Origin of the sequence: Streptomyces eurocidicus (genome assembly GCF_002891295.1) — a bacterium.
Lineage (GTDB): Bacteria > Actinomycetota > Actinomycetes > Streptomycetales > Streptomycetaceae > Streptomyces > Streptomyces eurocidicus.
The window spans coordinates 49,055-64,534 of the sequence record NZ_LGUI01000011.1 but is presented as its reverse complement, the minus strand read 5'-3'; the positions used below and the strand labels follow the sequence as shown (position 1 = coordinate 64,534).

15 protein-coding genes are annotated in these 15,480 nt (G+C 71.1%); 3 read left to right on the top strand and 12 right to left on the bottom strand.

The annotated features are described in order from the left end of the window. Positions 1–89 precede the first annotated feature (89 nt). A complete protein-coding gene (locus AF335_RS28145; RefSeq protein ID WP_058045957.1) occupies positions 90–527 on the bottom strand; it encodes a gamma-glutamylcyclotransferase family protein in 438 nt (145 codons plus the stop codon). 166 nt (positions 528–693) lie between these two features. Between AF335_RS28145 and AF335_RS28140 the strand changes: the two genes are divergently transcribed. Both AF335_RS28140 and AF335_RS28135 read left to right on the top strand, forming a co-directional pair. Beyond that, positions 694–2,151 carry an NAD(P)H-quinone dehydrogenase gene (locus AF335_RS28140; protein WP_102921261.1) on the top strand — a complete coding sequence of 486 codons (1,458 nt, stop codon included), beginning with the start codon at positions 694–696 and terminating at the stop codon, positions 2,149–2,151. Between the two features lie 80 nt (positions 2,152–2,231). After that, the gene (locus AF335_RS28135; RefSeq protein ID WP_102921260.1) at positions 2,232–3,272 is read left to right on the top strand and encodes a DeoR/GlpR family DNA-binding transcription regulator; all 1,041 of its coding nucleotides are present in this window, start codon (positions 2,232–2,234) and stop codon (positions 3,270–3,272) included. A 16-nt stretch (positions 3,273–3,288) separates the two neighbouring features. Here the strand turns inward: AF335_RS28135 and AF335_RS28130 are convergent, their stop codons facing one another. The 4 genes from AF335_RS28130 to AF335_RS28115 form a co-directional block, all read right to left on the bottom strand. After that, positions 3,289–3,885 carry a TetR/AcrR family transcriptional regulator gene (locus tag AF335_RS28130; RefSeq protein WP_376697811.1) on the bottom strand — a complete coding sequence of 199 codons (597 nt, stop codon included), beginning with the start codon at positions 3,883–3,885 and terminating at the stop codon, positions 3,289–3,291. Between the two features lie 134 nt (positions 3,886–4,019). Next, positions 4,020–5,774 (bottom strand): acetyl/propionyl/methylcrotonyl-CoA carboxylase subunit alpha, encoded by a 1,755-nt coding sequence (locus AF335_RS28125; protein WP_102921258.1) that lies wholly within the window; start codon positions 5,772–5,774, stop codon positions 4,020–4,022. 314 nt (positions 5,775–6,088) lie between these two features. Next, positions 6,089–6,847 (bottom strand): IclR family transcriptional regulator, encoded by a 759-nt coding sequence (locus AF335_RS28120; RefSeq protein ID WP_102921257.1) that lies wholly within the window; start codon positions 6,845–6,847, stop codon positions 6,089–6,091. A gap of 82 nt (positions 6,848–6,929) precedes the next feature. Beyond that, positions 6,930–7,496 (bottom strand): DJ-1/PfpI family protein, encoded by a 567-nt coding sequence (locus AF335_RS28115; RefSeq protein ID WP_102921256.1) that lies wholly within the window; start codon positions 7,494–7,496, stop codon positions 6,930–6,932. Positions 7,497–7,711: 215 nt separating this feature from the next. Here AF335_RS28115 and AF335_RS28110 point away from each other — a divergent pair, with 215 nt between their 5' ends. After that, a complete protein-coding gene (locus tag AF335_RS28110) occupies positions 7,712–8,011 on the top strand; it encodes a hypothetical protein (protein WP_102921255.1) in 300 nt (99 codons plus the stop codon). 4 nt (positions 8,012–8,015) lie between these two features. Here AF335_RS28110 and AF335_RS28105 read toward each other — a convergent pair whose 3' ends face one another. The 7 genes from AF335_RS28105 to AF335_RS28075 all read right to left on the bottom strand — a co-directional run bounded on the left by AF335_RS28105 (position 8,016) and on the right by AF335_RS28075 (position 15,366). Next, positions 8,016–8,627, bottom strand: a complete 612-nt coding sequence (locus AF335_RS28105) for a Maf family protein (protein WP_102921254.1) — start codon at positions 8,625–8,627, stop codon at positions 8,016–8,018. Positions 8,628–8,678: 51 nt separating this feature from the next. Continuing rightward, the gene (locus tag AF335_RS28100) at positions 8,679–10,163 is read right to left on the bottom strand and encodes a SulP family inorganic anion transporter (protein ID WP_102921253.1); all 1,485 of its coding nucleotides are present in this window, start codon (positions 10,161–10,163) and stop codon (positions 8,679–8,681) included. A gap of 102 nt (positions 10,164–10,265) precedes the next feature. Then, on the bottom strand, positions 10,266–10,877 hold the full coding sequence (locus tag AF335_RS28095) for a carbonic anhydrase (protein WP_102921252.1): 612 nt from the start codon (positions 10,875–10,877) through the stop codon (positions 10,266–10,268). A gap of 808 nt (positions 10,878–11,685) precedes the next feature. Continuing rightward, entirely contained in the window at positions 11,686–13,149 is a 1,464-nt protein-coding gene (locus AF335_RS28085) for a peptidoglycan D,D-transpeptidase FtsI family protein (RefSeq protein ID WP_102921250.1), read from the bottom strand. Between the two features lie 101 nt (positions 13,150–13,250). Beyond that, positions 13,251–13,379, bottom strand: coding sequence for a morphogenic membrane protein MmpB (gene mmpB, locus AF335_RS34880; protein ID WP_376697774.1), 129 nt, complete (start codon positions 13,377–13,379; stop codon positions 13,251–13,253). A gap of 174 nt (positions 13,380–13,553) precedes the next feature. Continuing rightward, the gene (locus tag AF335_RS28080) at positions 13,554–13,763 is read right to left on the bottom strand and encodes an acyl-CoA carboxylase epsilon subunit (RefSeq protein ID WP_102921249.1); all 210 of its coding nucleotides are present in this window, start codon (positions 13,761–13,763) and stop codon (positions 13,554–13,556) included. Positions 13,764–13,776: 13 nt separating this feature from the next. Further along, the gene (locus AF335_RS28075; protein WP_102921248.1) at positions 13,777–15,366 is read right to left on the bottom strand and encodes an acyl-CoA carboxylase subunit beta; all 1,590 of its coding nucleotides are present in this window, start codon (positions 15,364–15,366) and stop codon (positions 13,777–13,779) included. Positions 15,367–15,480 lie beyond the last annotated feature (114 nt).

The following is a 15,480-nucleotide window of genomic DNA, read 5'->3' as shown; positions in this document are numbered from 1 at the left end:
AGCCGCTCTTCGCCTACGCGCGTAGATGTCGCCGGGCACGGTGTTCCGATTGTTGCTTTGTGCATTGCGACGAGACCGGTCCGTCACTCTCAGCAAGGACGCTTGCGGAGCTCCATCACATAGTCGTGCGGGGCGCCCGCGGACTCGGCCGCGTCGGCGATCTCACCCAGGTAGCGGGCGGAGGGCAGACCGCCCTCGTAGCCGTTCAGGACGTAGATCCAGGCGGGCTCCTCGCCGTCCAGGGTGTGCACGCGCACCCGCATCCGGCGGTAGATGTCGAGTCCGACGCCCTCCCAACGGTCCATCGAGTCCTCGTCCATCGGAGCGATGTCGTAGAGGGCGACGAAGACCTGGGAGCGCGGGGCCTCGACGACGGTCGCCAGCGCGCCCTCCCAGCCCAGCTGCTCGCCGCCGAACGTCAGCCGCCAGTCGGAGAGCCAGCCCGTGCCGCGCAGGGGCGAGTGGGGTGCGCGGCGGGACATCAGCCGCGCGTCGAGGTTGCCGGCGTACGCGGCGTAGAGCGACATGGTTCCGAGGGTACGGGAGTGAGGCGGAACGGCATTTGGGATGGCAGGCTCGAAGGGAGGTTCGTCCGGAACCTCCTGCCGGTCCTCGCACGGATGGACGTACGCATTCAGGTACGTATTCCCCGGAGGAGGCCCCGGGAGAAGTCGCTTTGATGGGTGCGGGACAATGGAGTACGTGACTCGGATCGTGATCATCGGTGGCGGACCCGGCGGCTATGAGGCGGCGCTCGTCGCCGCACAGCTCGGCGCGGAGGTGACCGTCGTCGACTGCGACGGTCTGGGCGGGGCGTCGGTGCTCACCGACTGCGTGCCCTCGAAGACGCTCATTGCGACGGCTGAGGTGATGACGACCTTCGACTCCTCGTACGAGGAGCTGGGGATCATCGTCGCCGACGACACGCCGCACCTGGAGCAGGCGGCGCGCGTCGTCGGCGTGGACCTGGGCAAGGTCAACCGGCGGGTGAAGCGGCTCGCCCTGGCGCAGTCGCACGACATCGCCGCCTCGGTCACCCGCGCGGGTGCCCGGGTGCTGCGCGGCCGGGGCCGGCTGGAGCCGAACCAGGCGGCGGACGGCTCGCGCAAGGTCGTGGTGCGCGCCGCGGACGGCACCGAGGAGACCCTCGTCGCCGACGCCGTGCTGATCGCCACGGGCGCCCACCCCCGGGAGATCCCGGACGCCCTGCCGGACGGCGAGCGCATCCTGAACTGGACGCAGGTCTACGACCTGGAGGAGCTCCCCGAGGAGCTCATCGTGGTCGGCTCCGGTGTGACCGGCGCCGAGTTCGCCGGTGCCTATCAGGCGCTGGGGTCCAAGGTGACGCTGGTGTCCTCGCGCGACCGGGTGCTGCCCGGTGAGGACCCCGACGCGGCCGCCGTCCTGGAGGACGTCTTCCGGCGGCGCGGCATGAACGTCATGGCGCGGTCGCGGGCGCAGTCCGCGAAGCGCGTGGGTGACCGGGTGGAGGTCACCCTCGCCGACGGGCGCGTCATCAGCGGTACGCACTGCCTGATGGCGGTCGGCTCGATCCCCAACACGGCCGGGATGGGTCTGGAGGAGTCCGGGGTCCGGCTCAAGGAGTCCGGGCACGTCTGGACGGACCGGGTCTCGCGGACGAGCGCGCCGGGCGTCTACGCGGCGGGCGACTGCACGGGCGTGCTGGCGCTGGCGTCGGTCGCGGCCATGCAGGGCCGCATCGCGATGTACCACTTCCTGGGCGACGCGGTGGCCCCGCTGAATCTCAAGGCTGTATCCGCGAACGTATTTACGGATCCGGAGATTGCGACAGTCGGGTATACCCAGGCCGATGTCGACAGCGGCAAGATTGACGCCCGGATGGTGAAGCTTCCGCTGCTGCGGAATCCGCGCGCCAAGATGCAGGGCATTCGCGACGGCTTCGTGAAGATGTTCTGCCGGCCCGGCACGGGCATCGTGGTCGGTGGTGTGGTGGTCGCGCCGCGGGCCAGTGAGCTCATTCACCCCATCGCGATCGCGGTCGACAACAACCTGACCGTGGAGCAGATCGCCAACGCGTTCACCGTCTATCCGTCGCTGTCCGGTTCGCTCGCCGAGGTGGCGCGGCAGCTGCACACCCGGAAGACACAGCAGACGCAGCGTGAGGCTTAGGGCTCAGGAGTTCGCCCATACCACTTCTTGCGTTCGGGAGCGGACAACTTCCGTTAATTGCTGCAACCTGCTGAAAACGGATGGTCGTTGGCGTTACTGTCGGTTTCGTGTTCGCTGCAGAACGTCGTCAATTGATCCTCGAAATGGTGCGTGCCAACGGAGCGGTTTCGCTCCGTGAGCTCGCCCGTGTCGTCCAGACCTCCGAAGTGACCGTACGGCGGGACGTGCGGGCATTGGAGGCAGAAGGACTGCTCGACCGCCGGCACGGCGGTGCGGTGCTGCCGGGCGGTTTCACCAGGGAGTCCGGCTTCCCGCAGAAATCCCATCTAGCGACCGCGGAAAAGACGGCCATCGCCGATCTGGCGGCGAGCTTCGTCGAAGAGGGCGAAGCCGTCGTCGTCGGCGCCGGCACGACCACGCAGGAGCTGGCCCGCCGGCTCGCGCGCGTGCCGGGTCTGACCGTGGTCACCAACTCCCTGCTCGTCGCGCAGGCGCTGGCGCACGCCAACCGGGTCGAGGTCGTCATGACCGGCGGCACGCTGCGCGGGTCCAACTACGCCCTGGTGGGCAGCGGCGCGGAGCAGTCCCTGCACGGTCTGCGCGTGACCAGAGCCTTCCTGTCCGGGAGCGGGCTGACCGCCGAGCGCGGGCTGTCCACGTCCAACATGCTCTCCGCGAGCGTGGACCGGGCGCTGGTGCAGGCCGCCGCCGAGGTGGTGGTCCTCGCGGACCATACGAAGCTGGGCACCGACACCATGTTCCAGACGGTGCCCACGGACGTGATCACGCGCCTGGTGACGGACGAGCCGCCGCCGCACGACGACCGCGCCGCCACGGAGCTCCAGGCCCTGGCGGACCAGGGCGTCCATATCTCGGTCGCCGGGCCCGGCGCGGGGTCGGGCTCGGGGCCGTCGGGCGTCGCGGGCGGCGGGGAGGTGGGGCCGCCGGCGCGGCGCCGGGACGTTCCGCCGCTGCCGGGCCAGCGCCGCACGCACCCGCTGGGCGGGCAGCCGCCCGGCCCGGGGCAGGGCGGGCCGGCCGGGCCGCAGCTCCGTAGCGCGGTGTCGCTGGGCGACCAGTCGACGGCGAGGGTGGCGGACCTGGCGCCGCGCCGCCGGTAGGGCCTGTGCGGTGCCCTCAGTCGCCTGCGGGCACCGCCTTGAGGCCGCTCAGGGTCAGCATCAGCAGGCGGTCCGCGAGCCCCGGGTCGTCCGGGGACTGCTCGACCGCCAGTGAGATCGCGTTCGTCAGCTGCATCAGGTCCGCGATGTCCACGTCGGCGCGGACCGCCCCGGCCTGCTGGGCGCGGCCGAGCAGCCTGCTGCCCGCGTCGCGCATCGGCAGGCTGCACCGGGACAGCGCCGACGCCTCGTCGGTCTGCGCGGCCATCAGGGCCCGGGAGAGCCCGCGGTAGGTGCTGGCGTGCGCCACGATGGCGCGCAGCCAGTCCACCAGCGCCCGGCACGGCTCGGGGGAGGCCAGCAGCTCGCGGGAGCGGGTGAGCAGCCCGTCGACCTCGCCCTGGAAGACGGCGCTCATCAGCGCCGTGCGGTTGGGGAAGTGGCGGTAGAGCGTTCCGATGCCCACGCCCGCCCGGCGGGCGATGTCCTCGAGGGAGGCGTCCGTGCCGTGCGCGGTGAAGGCGGTACGGGCCTCCGCGAGCAGCCGCTCGTAGTTGCGCCGCGCGTCCGCGCGCATGGGGCGTGGTGACGCCTGTGTGATCTCCGTGGCCATTGCCGTCGATCCTCCCTCTCGCTCCCCGCGAGTCAAGAATGCCACCGGCCCGGCCGTACGCCGCCCGCCCGGGTAGGACCGAGGGCCCCGGCCGGTGCTCCGGCGGGGCCCTCGGGTGGTTCTCGGGGGACGCGTCAGTCCTTGATCTCGCAGATGACGGCGCCGGAGGAGACGGAGGCACCGACCTCGGCGGTGATGCCCTTGACCGTGCCCGCGCGGTGCGCGTTCAGCGGCTGCTCCATCTTCATCGCTTCCAGGACCACGATCAGATCGCCCTCGGCGACCTCCTGGCCCTCCTCGACCGCGACCTTCACGATCGTGCCCTGCATCGGCGAGGCCAGCGCGTCACCCGACGCCGCCGAACCCGCCTTCTTCGCCGCACGACGCTTCGGCTTCGCCCCACCCGCGGCAGCGGTCCGGGCGATCGTCATGCCCAGCGAGGACGGCAGCGACACCTCCAGCCGCTTGCCACCCACCTCCACCACGACCGTCTCCCGGCCCGGGGCCTCTTCCTCGTCCTCCACGACCGCACCCGCGAACGCGGGGATCGTGTTCTCGAACTCCGTCTCGATCCACCGCGTGTGGACCCTGAACGGGTCGGAGGTGAACGCCTCGTCGGTGACGACCGCGCGGTGGAAGGGGATCGCGGTGGCCATACCCTCGACCGTGAACTCACCCAGCGCACGCGCCGCACGCTGCAGCGCCTGCTCACGGCTGGCACCGGTCACGATCAGCTTCGCCAGCAGCGAGTCCCACGCCGGGCCGATCACCGAACCCGACTCCACGCCCGCGTCCAGCCGCACACCCGGACCCGACGGAGCATCGAAACGCGTCACCGTGCCCGGAGCGGGCAGGAAGTTACGGCCCGGGTCCTCACCATTGATACGGAACTCGAACGAGTGCCCCCGCACCGCCGGGTCACCGTAACCGAGCTCCTCACCATCGGCGATACGGAACATCTCCCGCACCAGATCGATACCCGTGACCTCCTCGGTCACCGGGTGCTCGACCTGCAGACGGGTGTTGACCTCCAGGAACGAGATCGTCCCGTCCTGGCCCACCAGGAACTCACACGTCCCCGCACCCTCGTACCCGGCCTCCTTCAAAATGGCCTTCGAGGCACGGTAGAGCTCCGCGTTCTGCTCCGCCGACAAGAACGGCGCCGGAGCCTCCTCGACCAGCTTCTGGTGCCGGCGCTGCAGCGAGCAGTCACGCGTGGAGACCACCACCACATTGCCGTGCTTGTCCGCCAGGCACTGCGTCTCCACATGCCGGGGACGGTCCAGATAACGCTCGACGAAGCACTCACCACGCCCGAACGCGGCCACCGCCTCACGCACCGCGGAATCGTAGAGCTCGGGCACCTCCTGAAGCGTGCGGGCGACCTTCAGACCACGCCCGCCACCACCGAACGCGGCCTTGATCGCGATCGGCAGACCATGCTCCTCCGCGAAGGCCACGACCTCCTCCGCACCCGACACCGGATCCGGCGTACCGGCCACCAAAGGGGCACCCGCGCGCTGCGCGATATGACGGGCCGCCACCTTGTCACCCAGATCCCGGATCGCCTGCGGCGGCGGACCGATCCACGTCAGCCCCGCGTCCAGGACCGCCTGCGCGAAATCAGCGTTCTCCGACAGGAATCCGTAACCCGGGTGAACAGCGTCCGCACCCGACTCCGCGGCCGCGGCGAGGACCTTGGCCACATCCAGGTAACTCGTCGCCGGGGTGTCACCGCCCAGCGCGTACGCCTCGTCGGCCGCACGGACATGCAACGCGTCACGATCCGGATCGGCGTAGACCGCCACACTTCCGATCCCGGCGTCCCGGCACGCACGAGCGACGCGGACAGCGATTTCGCCTCGGTTGGCGATGAGCACCTTGCGCACGATGGCTCCCTCCTTGAAACAACGTGAGTTTAGGTACCAGCGACACTCTGTGCCGACCCGACTCCGGGGGTGAGGTTGCCCACACGGAGGGTGAACGGCGGGGCGTGCACGGGCATAAGTCCCCAGTTATCCCACGGTACGCCGGGTTTGAGGGCCCGGGGTGATCCTTTCGTGTGGGCTAGATCTCGGTGATCGTCCGGGAGCGTCGCCGCGCATTCTTTGTGGAGTCCCTACGAAGGGGTGGCGCAAAGTTTGCGTGCCCCACGGGCTGTCACGGTGGACGGCGGGCCGGTCCGCCGTCCGGTATCGCGGCCTTACCCGCCGGTAGTGCCGACGGGGCGCGCGGTCGCCAACCTCCCGGCCTCGGCCGCCACATGGCGGAGGACCTCGGCCACCCGGTCCCCCCGGCGCTCGAAGTCGGCCAGCGGCAGCGCGACCGAGACGGCCGTGCGGGCGCCGTCCGCGGCCGGTACGGGCACGGCCACACAGGCCACGCCCGGCGCGCACTCCTCCACCTCCACGGCGACCCCATGGCGCCGCACCCGCCGCAGCTCCGCGTCCAGCCGGTCGGGCGAGGTGATGGTGCGGGGCGTGATCGCGCGCATGCCGGTGCCGGAGAGATAGCGCAGCCGGGCCGCGCGGGGGAGGGCGGAGAGCAGCACCTTGCCGTGCGCCGTGGCGTGCCCGTCGGCGTCCCGGCCGAGGGAGAAGCCGCCGGTGGGGGCGGCCGTGTCGGACGCTCCGGCGAGCACCGCGATCTCGCCGTCGCGGTAGGCGCTGAAGTAGGTGTCCGCGCCCACCGTCCGCCGGGCCTTCAGCAGCAGCCCGTGCACCTCCTCGTCCAGCCGCATCTGGCGCTGGAAGGCGCGGTGCAGGGAGGGGACGCGATAGCCGAGGGTCCAGCCGGCGGCGGTGCGCACGAGGTGCCCGCGCGCGGTGAGGGCGCCCAGCAGTTCGTAGACCGTGGAGAGCGCGCAGCCGGTCCGCCGGGCGAGCGCCTTGGCGCTCACGGGGCCGTCGGAGCCCGCGACGGCGTCCAGGACGTCGAGGGCGCGGTCGACGGACTGCGGCATGGCGGAAGCGCTCCTTCGGGTGGCCGTACGGGCTGACCCACCAGCTTCGCACAGCCGGCGGAGCGCCCCGCCGGAACCGGGCTCAGCGCTTGACGGGGGCCTGCTCGCGCAGCAGCTCGACGAAGGCCCGCATCCACGCCGGGTGGTCGTTCCAGGCGCGCGCGGAGACCAGATTGCCGTCCACCACCGCCTCCGCGTCCACGAAGGTGCCGCCCGCCAGCCGTACGTCGGGGGCGCACGCGGGCCAGGCGGCCGTGCGCCGGCCCTTGAGCACCCCGAGCGGCGCGAGGGCCACGACGGCGTGGCAGATGTGGGCGACGGGCTTGTTCTCGGCGAAGAAGTGTTTGACGATCCGCTGGAAGTGCGGGTCCAGCCGGAGGTACTCGGGCGCCCGCCCGCCGGGGATCAGGACGGCGGCGTAGTCGGCCGGGTTCACATCGGCGAGCGCCACGTCCGCGGGCCAGCAGTGGCCGGGCTTCTCGGTGTACGTGTCGAACGTCGACACGAAGTCGTGGACGACGAACTGGAGCTGCTTGACGGTCGGCGCGGCTATGTCGACCTCGTAACCCTCCTCCAGCAGCCGCTGGTAGGGATACATGACCTCCAGGTCCTCCGCGGCGTCGCCGGTCGTGATGAGGATCTTCGGCATGACGGGGCTCCTCGGCGCTTCTCGGGAGACGGCTCTACCGGAATATGCGCAGGGGGACACGCGGGGAAACGCCGCCCGGCGGCCCGATCGCCCGTGGGGGAAGGGATGTTGGAGTGACGGGAGGGGCTCCGGTCACCCCGCGCGGGGCTCTGGGGAGGGCCCCCATGTGGCGCAAGGAATGGTGACCGCCGCGCCCCGACCTCGTTGGAGCAGGCATGATCAAGCGCATCGCAGCCGCGGCCGTCCTCACCGGCGCCGCCCTCAGCATGCCCGTCACCGCCGTCTCGGCCGCGCCCATGCCGCAACCGCCCGTGTCGAACGCCGGGGAGGTCGCCGCACCGCCGAAGATCGACCCACCGCAGGTGCAGGACATGAGCATCTACCCCGGCGCCACCAACCAGCTCGGCCAGCTCAACAAGCTGGGCCAGATCAGCGAGGTCGGCAAGGCCGCGAACGCCCTCGACCCGGTGCTCGGGCTGGCCCAGCCCGTCATGGGCCTGCTGCCGGGGCTCTAGGCGGTCACACCCACAGGTCGGTGATCGAGGTCCCCAGCTCGCCGAGGAGCGTGCGGAGCAGGGGCAGCGACAGGCCGATGACATTGCCGTGGTCGCCGTCGATGCCGTCGAGGAACGGGGCGGAGCGGCCGTCCAGGGTGAAGGCGCCCGCCACGTGGAGGGGTTCGCCGGAGGCCACGTACGCCGCGATCTCGGCGTCCGTCGGCTCGCCGAACCGGACGGTCGTCGAGGCGGTCGCCGACACCCGGCGCTCGGTGGCGGTGTCGATCACGCAGTGGCCGGTCCGGAGGATCCCGGACCGGCCGCGCATCGACTTCCAGCGGGCCGTGGCGTCCTCCGCGTCGGCCGGTTTGCCCAGCGCCAGGCCGTCCAGCTCCAGCACCGAGTCGCAGCCGACGACCAGCGCTCCGGCCGCCTCCGCCCGTACGGAGACGGCCTCGGCCTTGGCCTCGGCGAGCACCCGGGCGAGCTCGGCGGGGTTCGGGGCGGTGATCGCGTCCTCGTCCACCCCGCTGACGATCACCTCGGGCGCGAGCCCCGCGGCGCGGAGCAGCCCGAGACGGGCGGGGGACTGGGAGGCGAGGACCAGGCGGCGGCGCGCGGGGCTGTCGTTCATACCGGCCAGCCTATGAGGTCGGCACCGCCCCCGCCGCCACGCCCCGGGCGCTCAGCCGGTCACGACGGCCACCTCGCCCCGTACGCGCACGGGCTCCGTGCCCTCCTCGTTGTGCCGGTCCGCCCAGTTCGTCAGGGCCGTGCGGCAGGCGTGGTCCAGGTGCCGCAGCCCGGACAGGTGCAGCTCGATCGGCCGGTCCTTGGGCAGCGCCTCCAGGGCGTCGAGCATGTGCGGCAGCCGAAGGAACGTGGCGCTCCCGGTCAGCCGGACATGGACGGTGCCCTCGCCCGCGTCCTTGACGTCGAGCTGGACGCGCGAGGTCTCCCACGCGGTCTTGGCCACGGCCAGCAGCAGGCCGGCCAGGACGCCCTCGAACATATTGGTGGCCACGATGGCCACCGCGGTGACCGCCAGCACCACCGCCTCACCACGATGCTCCCGCCACAGCGGGCGCAGCTCGCGCAGGGGTACGAGCTTGCCGCCGGCGTGCACCAGGACGCCCGCGAGCGCGGCGACCGGTATCACCCCGAGCGCGGCCGGGAACAGCGCCGCGAAGAGCAGCAGCCACAGGCCGTGCAGCACCCGCGAGACCTTGGTGCGGGCGCCCGCCTGGACGTTGGCGGCGCTGCGCACGATGACGGCGGTCATGGGCAGGGCGCCGAGCAGGCCGCACACGGCGTTGCCCGCGCCCTGGGCCATCAGCTCCTTGTCGTAGTCGGTGCGCGGCCCGTCGTGCAGCCGGTCCACGGCCGCCGCGCTGAAGAGGCTCTCTGCGGAGGCGATGAGCGCGAACGCCAGGACGGTGCCGATCAGGGCGCCGTCGACCAGGCCGGTGAAGTCGCCGAGGCCGGGTGGCTGGATGGATTCGAACAGACCCTGGACCTCGACCTTGGCGACGGGCAGCGAGAACAGCGCCGTCACGCCGGTGGCGAGTGCCACGGCCGCCAGCGGCGCGGGCACCAGGCCACAGACGCGCGCGGGCAGCTTCTTCCAGAGCACCAGGACGGCGACGGTCCCGGCGCCCAGCGCGAACGCCTTCCACGCCTGATCGTCCGAGACGAGGCCGGAGACGAGGCCGGGCAGCCCGGCGATCTTCTCCAGGCCGCCGCCGGGCGCCTTGAGGTCGCCCATCGCGTAGGACTGGCCGAGGATCAGCACCAGGCCGATGCCGGCCAGCATGCCCTGGACGACCGCGACCGAGATGGCGCGGAACCAGCGCCCGAAACCGAGCAGGCCCAGGGCGAGTTGGAGGGCCCCGGAGGCCAGGACGATCACTCCGAGGGTGCCGAGGCCATGGGTCTGCACGGCCTCGTAGACGAGCACGGTCAGGCCGGCGGCCGGGCCGCTGACCTGGAGGGAGCTGCCGGGCAGCACCCCTACGACGAGACCGCCGACGATGCCCGTGACCAGACCGAGTTCGGCGGGCGCGCCGGAGGCGACGGCGACCCCGACGCAGAGCGGGAGGGCGACGAGGAAGACGACGAGCGAAGCGGTTACGTCCCGCCGCAGCACGGCGGGACCGGGATTGGTGAGCATGGATTCCTCACGTGAGGTGGGGAAGGCGAGCTGGAGTGACCCGTGGCCCCTGGAGGGGACCGGGAGGGAGCCGGGGCGGTCGGCCGCGCCCGGGCCGGCGGGTCACAGCGGAAGGAAGAGGGCGTCGTCCCCGACGGTCCGGTGTCCCAGCACGAGGCCGGTGTGCACCTCGTAGTACCAGGCGTGCAGCCCGAGGCGGCCGTCGGCGAGCCGCTCGGCGACGCACGGGTAGGCGCGCAGCCGGTCGAGCTGGGCGAGCGCGTGGCGCTGCACCGGGACGGCGACGGCGACGTCGGGGGTCTCGCCCTCTTCGGCGCGCAGGGCGGGTGAGGCCCCGCGCTCCAGCCAGCCGCGGACGGCGGGCACCCCGGTGAGGTCCTCGTCGCGGACCAGCGCGCCCACGGCCCCGCAGTGGGAGTGGCCGCAGACGATGATGTCCCGCACCCCGAGGACCGTGACGGCGTACTCGATGGTGGCCATCTCGCCGGCCGGGTATTCGGTGCTGTACTCGGGGACGATGTTGCCCGCCGTCCGGAGCTCGAAGAGGTCGCCCGGCCGGGTGTTGGTGATCAGCGTCGGGACGACCCGGGAGTCGGAGCAGGTGATGAACATGGCTTCGGGGGACTGGCCTGATGCGAGGCCGCTGAGCTCCCCGGTGAGGGACTGTCGCGCGCGGGTCGGGAAGGCGCGGGCGTGGTCGATGAGGGACTGCATGAACGGCTTACCTCCTGGAGGTAGTCGTTGTCGGTCGGACATCGAAGACGTGCGTCATCGGGACGTCTTGACAGGGAATGCCGCTTCGGAGATGTGTGCGGCAGCGAAGAGAGTGACGAAGGCGCTGAAGAGATCTGCCGTGGGCGCGCGTTACTGAGGGTGATGACGTGACCGGACGGTCGTCGGCTGCGCGCGGGGCAGGGACCTTCGGCGGATCAGTGTCTGAAGACCTGGAGGAGCGTGCCGACTTGGCGGCCGGAGCCGCGGGTCGTCACCTGGGGGCGTCTGTCGGGCGGCCCTGTACAGACGTCAACGCCGGTTCCCCCGGGGGAGTTCCCCAGGGGTGCCGTGGTCCGGACCTGCTTGCGGGGCTGGGCCGTTCCGCCCCGGTGGGACACCTGGGCGCGCCACAGGCCCGTCTCGTTCCCGGAGCCGTCTCCGGGGTGGGCGCGCTCGGTCTCGGCGGGCGTCGTGGGGCCCGCCGCGTAGGCGAGGGAAGGGGCCGCCGGGGTCTGCCGGGCCTCGGCCGACCCGGCCGTCAGCAGCACGGCCAGCGCGAGGGTGAGGAGCGCGGCGAGCGTGCCGACAGAGCGTAAACGCATGCTTCCTCGACCCCCTTTCGAGTGACCGTGCTGGTCGATTCTAGCCACACGACGGTCAATGCAGGGGCAAAGCAATTGTCGGTTCGGTTAAGTCTTCGCTCTCGTGGTCAAAAGGTGAACGCACGTGTACGGGGGCCGACTTGTGGTGGAGACGGGACATCTCCCTCGCAAGCCGACCCCCGTACCGGGGCGAATCCGTCAGTACCTCACTTGCCGAGTACGGCCTCCATGACCTTCTTGGCGATCGGCCCGGCGAGCTTGCCGCCGGAGATGTCCTCGCGGTCGATGTCCGAGCCCTCGGGGTCGATGAAGACGGCCACCGCGACCGGCGAGCCGTCGCCCTGCTTGGCGTAGGAGACGAACCAGGCGTACGGCAGCTTCTCGTTGTTGACGCCGTGCTGCGCGGTGCCGGTCTTGGCGCCGACCGTGACGCCGTCGATCAGGGCCGCCTTGCCGGTGCCCTTCTCCGCGGTGTTCTCCATCATGGTCTGGACCTTGCGCGCGGTGTCGGCGGAGACGGCCTGCGACATCACCTCGGGCTTGTGCTTCTCCAGCGTGCCGAGGTCCGGGCCGCGCAGCTCCTCGACCATGTAGGGCTTCATCAGCTTGCCGTCGTTGGCGAGGCCGGCCGTCATCATGGCGATCTGCAGCGGTGTGCTGGCGAGGCTGCCCTGGCCCATGCCGGTCAGCGCGGTCTGCGGGCGGTCGAGCTTCTTGGGGTAGAGGCTCTCGCCGGCCCGCACCGGGATGTCGAGCTTCTGCTGGTTGAACCCGAACTTCTCCGCGGTCTCGCGCATCTTGTCCGTGCCCAGCTTGTCCGCGAGGTCCAGGAAGACGTTGTTGCACGACCACTGGAGGCCGGCCTTCAGGGAGCCGTTGACGCAGTCCGGCGTCTGCACGTCGTTGCGGACCGTGGTGGTGCTCAGCGGCAGCTTGTACGGCACCGGGGCGCTGCCCTTGGCGTCGATGTCCGAGACGATCCCGTGCTCCAGGGCGGCCGCCGCGGTGAGGATCTTGAAGGTCGAGCCCGGGGGGTAGCGCTCTTTGAGCGCCCGGTTCAGGGTCGGCTTGTTCTTGTCGGCCGCGAGCGCGTCCCACGCCTTCTGGTCCTTGTACGTGTTCCCCGCGAAGACCGAGGGGTCGTAGGACGGGGTGGAGGCCAGGGCGAGCACCTTGCCCGTGCGCGGGTCGAGCGCGACGACGGCACCCTTGTACTTGCCGAGCCCCTCGAAGGCCGCCTTCTGCGCCTTGGGGTTGATCGTCGTGACCACGTCGCCGCCGCGCGGCTTCTTGCCCGTGAGCATGTCCGTGGTGCGCTGGAGGAAGAGCCTGTCGTCGGTGCCGCTGAGCAGCTTGTCGTTGACGAACTCCAGCTGGCTGTTGCCGTAGATCTGCGAGGCGTAGCCGGTGACCGGGGCGTACATCTCGGCGTCCTTGAACGTCCGCTTGTACCGGTAGTCACCGGTGGTCTCCGCGGCGCCGGTGACCGGCTGGCCGCCCACGATGATGTTGCCGCGCGGCTGGGCGAAGGAGGCGATCCGGACCCGCTTGTTCTGCTTGTGCTCGGAGAGCTCGTTCCCGCGCACGAACTGCACCCAGGTCGCCTGGACCAGCAGGGCGAGTACGAGCACCCCGACGAAGACGGATATGTGCCGTACGGGTTTGTTCATGTGGGACGCGCTCCCCGGATCGCGGGCATTTCTCTAGTGATGATGCGAATGGGGGGATTTTGGTTGCAGTGAGTTACCCGGGGCCGGTGGGGGACCAGGGGTCAGTGCAGGCCCAGGATGAGGAACAGCACCACCATGCCGACGGCCAGCACGAGGCCGGCCCGGCGGAGCATGGCCTGCGCTTCGCGCAGCTCCTCGGGGGGGTCTTCGGGCGGATCCGACCACAGCATGGGTTCCATGCTCGCGCGGTGGGGGTGGGCGGCGCCTGAGTACGCGTACTCAAGGTGGGGCGGGGCGGGACTTTTCCCCTACCCGCCCCTTCCCGAATGTCCTCAAACGCCGGACGGGCTGATTTTCAGCCCGTCCGGCGTTTGAGGACCGGGGTCCGGGGCGGAGCCCCGTTCTTACGACGGCCAGTACGTCGTCCGCCACGCCCGTGGACCCGCGGCCGGCACCCGACCCGCCGCCAGCCGCCGCGCCGGCGCCGACCACTCCGGACGTGCCTCGTCCCCGGACCGCGCGGCAGCGCCCCCCGCCGCCGCGCGGGCCCGGACCACCGCCAGGGCGGCGGCCAGCTCCTCCGGCGTGGGGTTGCCTCGTACAACCTTGATCATCGGACAGCCCTTCCTAGAGCGGGATGTTGCCGTGCTTCTTCGGCGGCAGCGCCTCGCGCTTGTCCCGCAGCACCCGCAGTCCCCGCACCACATGGCGGCGCGTCTCGTGCGGCATGATCACCGCGTCGACGTAGCCCCGCTCGGCCGCGGCGTACGGGTTGAGCAGCGTGTCCTCGTAGTCCGCGATGAGCTTGGCGCGCAGTTCCTCCTGCTCCTCCGGGGTCTCCGCGGCCGCGATCGTACGGCGGTGCAGGATGTTCACCGCGCCCTGCGCGCCCATGACCGCGATCTGCGCCGTGGGCCACGCGAGGTTGAGGTCGGCGCCGAGGTGCTTGGACCCCATGACGTCGTACGCCCCGCCGAACGCCTTACGGGTGATCACCGTGATCAGCGGCACCGTGGCCTCGGCGTACGCGTAGATCAGCTTGGCGCCGCGCCGGATGATGCCGTTGTACTCCTGGTCCGTGCCCGGCAGGAAGCCCGGGACGTCCACGAAGGTGAGCACCGGGACGTTGAAGGCGTCGCAGGTGCGGACGAACCGCGCGGCCTTCTCGCTCGCGTCGATGTCCAGGCAGCCGGCGAACTGCATCGGCTGGTTGGCCACGATGCCGACCGGGTGGCCCTCGACCCGGCCGAAGCCGGTGAGGATGTTCGGCGCGAACAGCGCCTGCGTCTCCAGGAACTCCCCGTCGTCCAGCACGTGCTCGATGACGGTGTGCATGTCGTAGGGCTGGTTGGCCGAGTCCGGGATGAGGGTGTCCAGCTCCTGGTCGGAGTCCGACACCTCCAGGTCCGCCTCCTCCGGGAAGGCGGGCGGCTCGGAGAGGTTGTTCGAGGGGAGGTAGGAGAGCAGCGCCTTGACGTACTCGACGGCGTCCTTCTCGTCGCCCGCCATGTGGTGGGCCACGCCGGACGTGGCGTTGTGCGTACGGGCGCCGCCCAGCTCCTCGAAGCCGACGTCCTCGCCGGTGACGGTCTTGATGACGTCGGGGCCGGTGATGAACATGTGCGAGGTCCGGTCGACCATCACCGTGAAGTCGGTGATCGCGGGGGAGTACACCGCGCCGCCCGCGCACGGGCCGACGATCAGCGAGATCTGCGGGATCACGCCCGAGGCGTGCACATTGCGGCGGAAGATCTCGCCGAACAGACCGAGGGCGACCACGCCCTCCTGGATGCGGGCGCCGCCGCCGTCGTTGATGCCGACGATCGGGCAGCCGGTCTTCAGCGCGAAGTCCATGGCCTTGCCGATCTTCTCGCCGTACACCTCGCCGAGCGAGCCGCCGAAGACCGTGAAGTCCTGCGAGTAGACGCAGACCGTACGGCCGTCGACGGTGCCGTAGCCGGTGACGACGCCGTCGCCGTAAGGGCGGTTCCGCTCGATGCCGAAGTTGGTCGAGCGGTGCCGGGCGAACTCGTCCAGTTCGACGAAGGACCCCTCGTCCAGCAGCAGTTCGACGCGCTCCCGGGCGGTCAGTTTGCCCTTCGCGTGCTGCTTCTCCACCGCGCGGGCCGATCCCGCGTGCGTCGCCTCCTCGGTCCTGCGGCGGAGGTCGGCGAGCTTGCCCGCGGTGGTATGGATGTCGTATTCCGGCTCGGACACGGGATGCGGCTCCTGCTCGTCCAGAGGGGTGGGCTGACTGGGCTACCGGTTCGTAGCGTATCCGCGCGGATGCGCCGTGGCAGTGCGTCGTCGGCCACACCTTTTTGCCGCCGA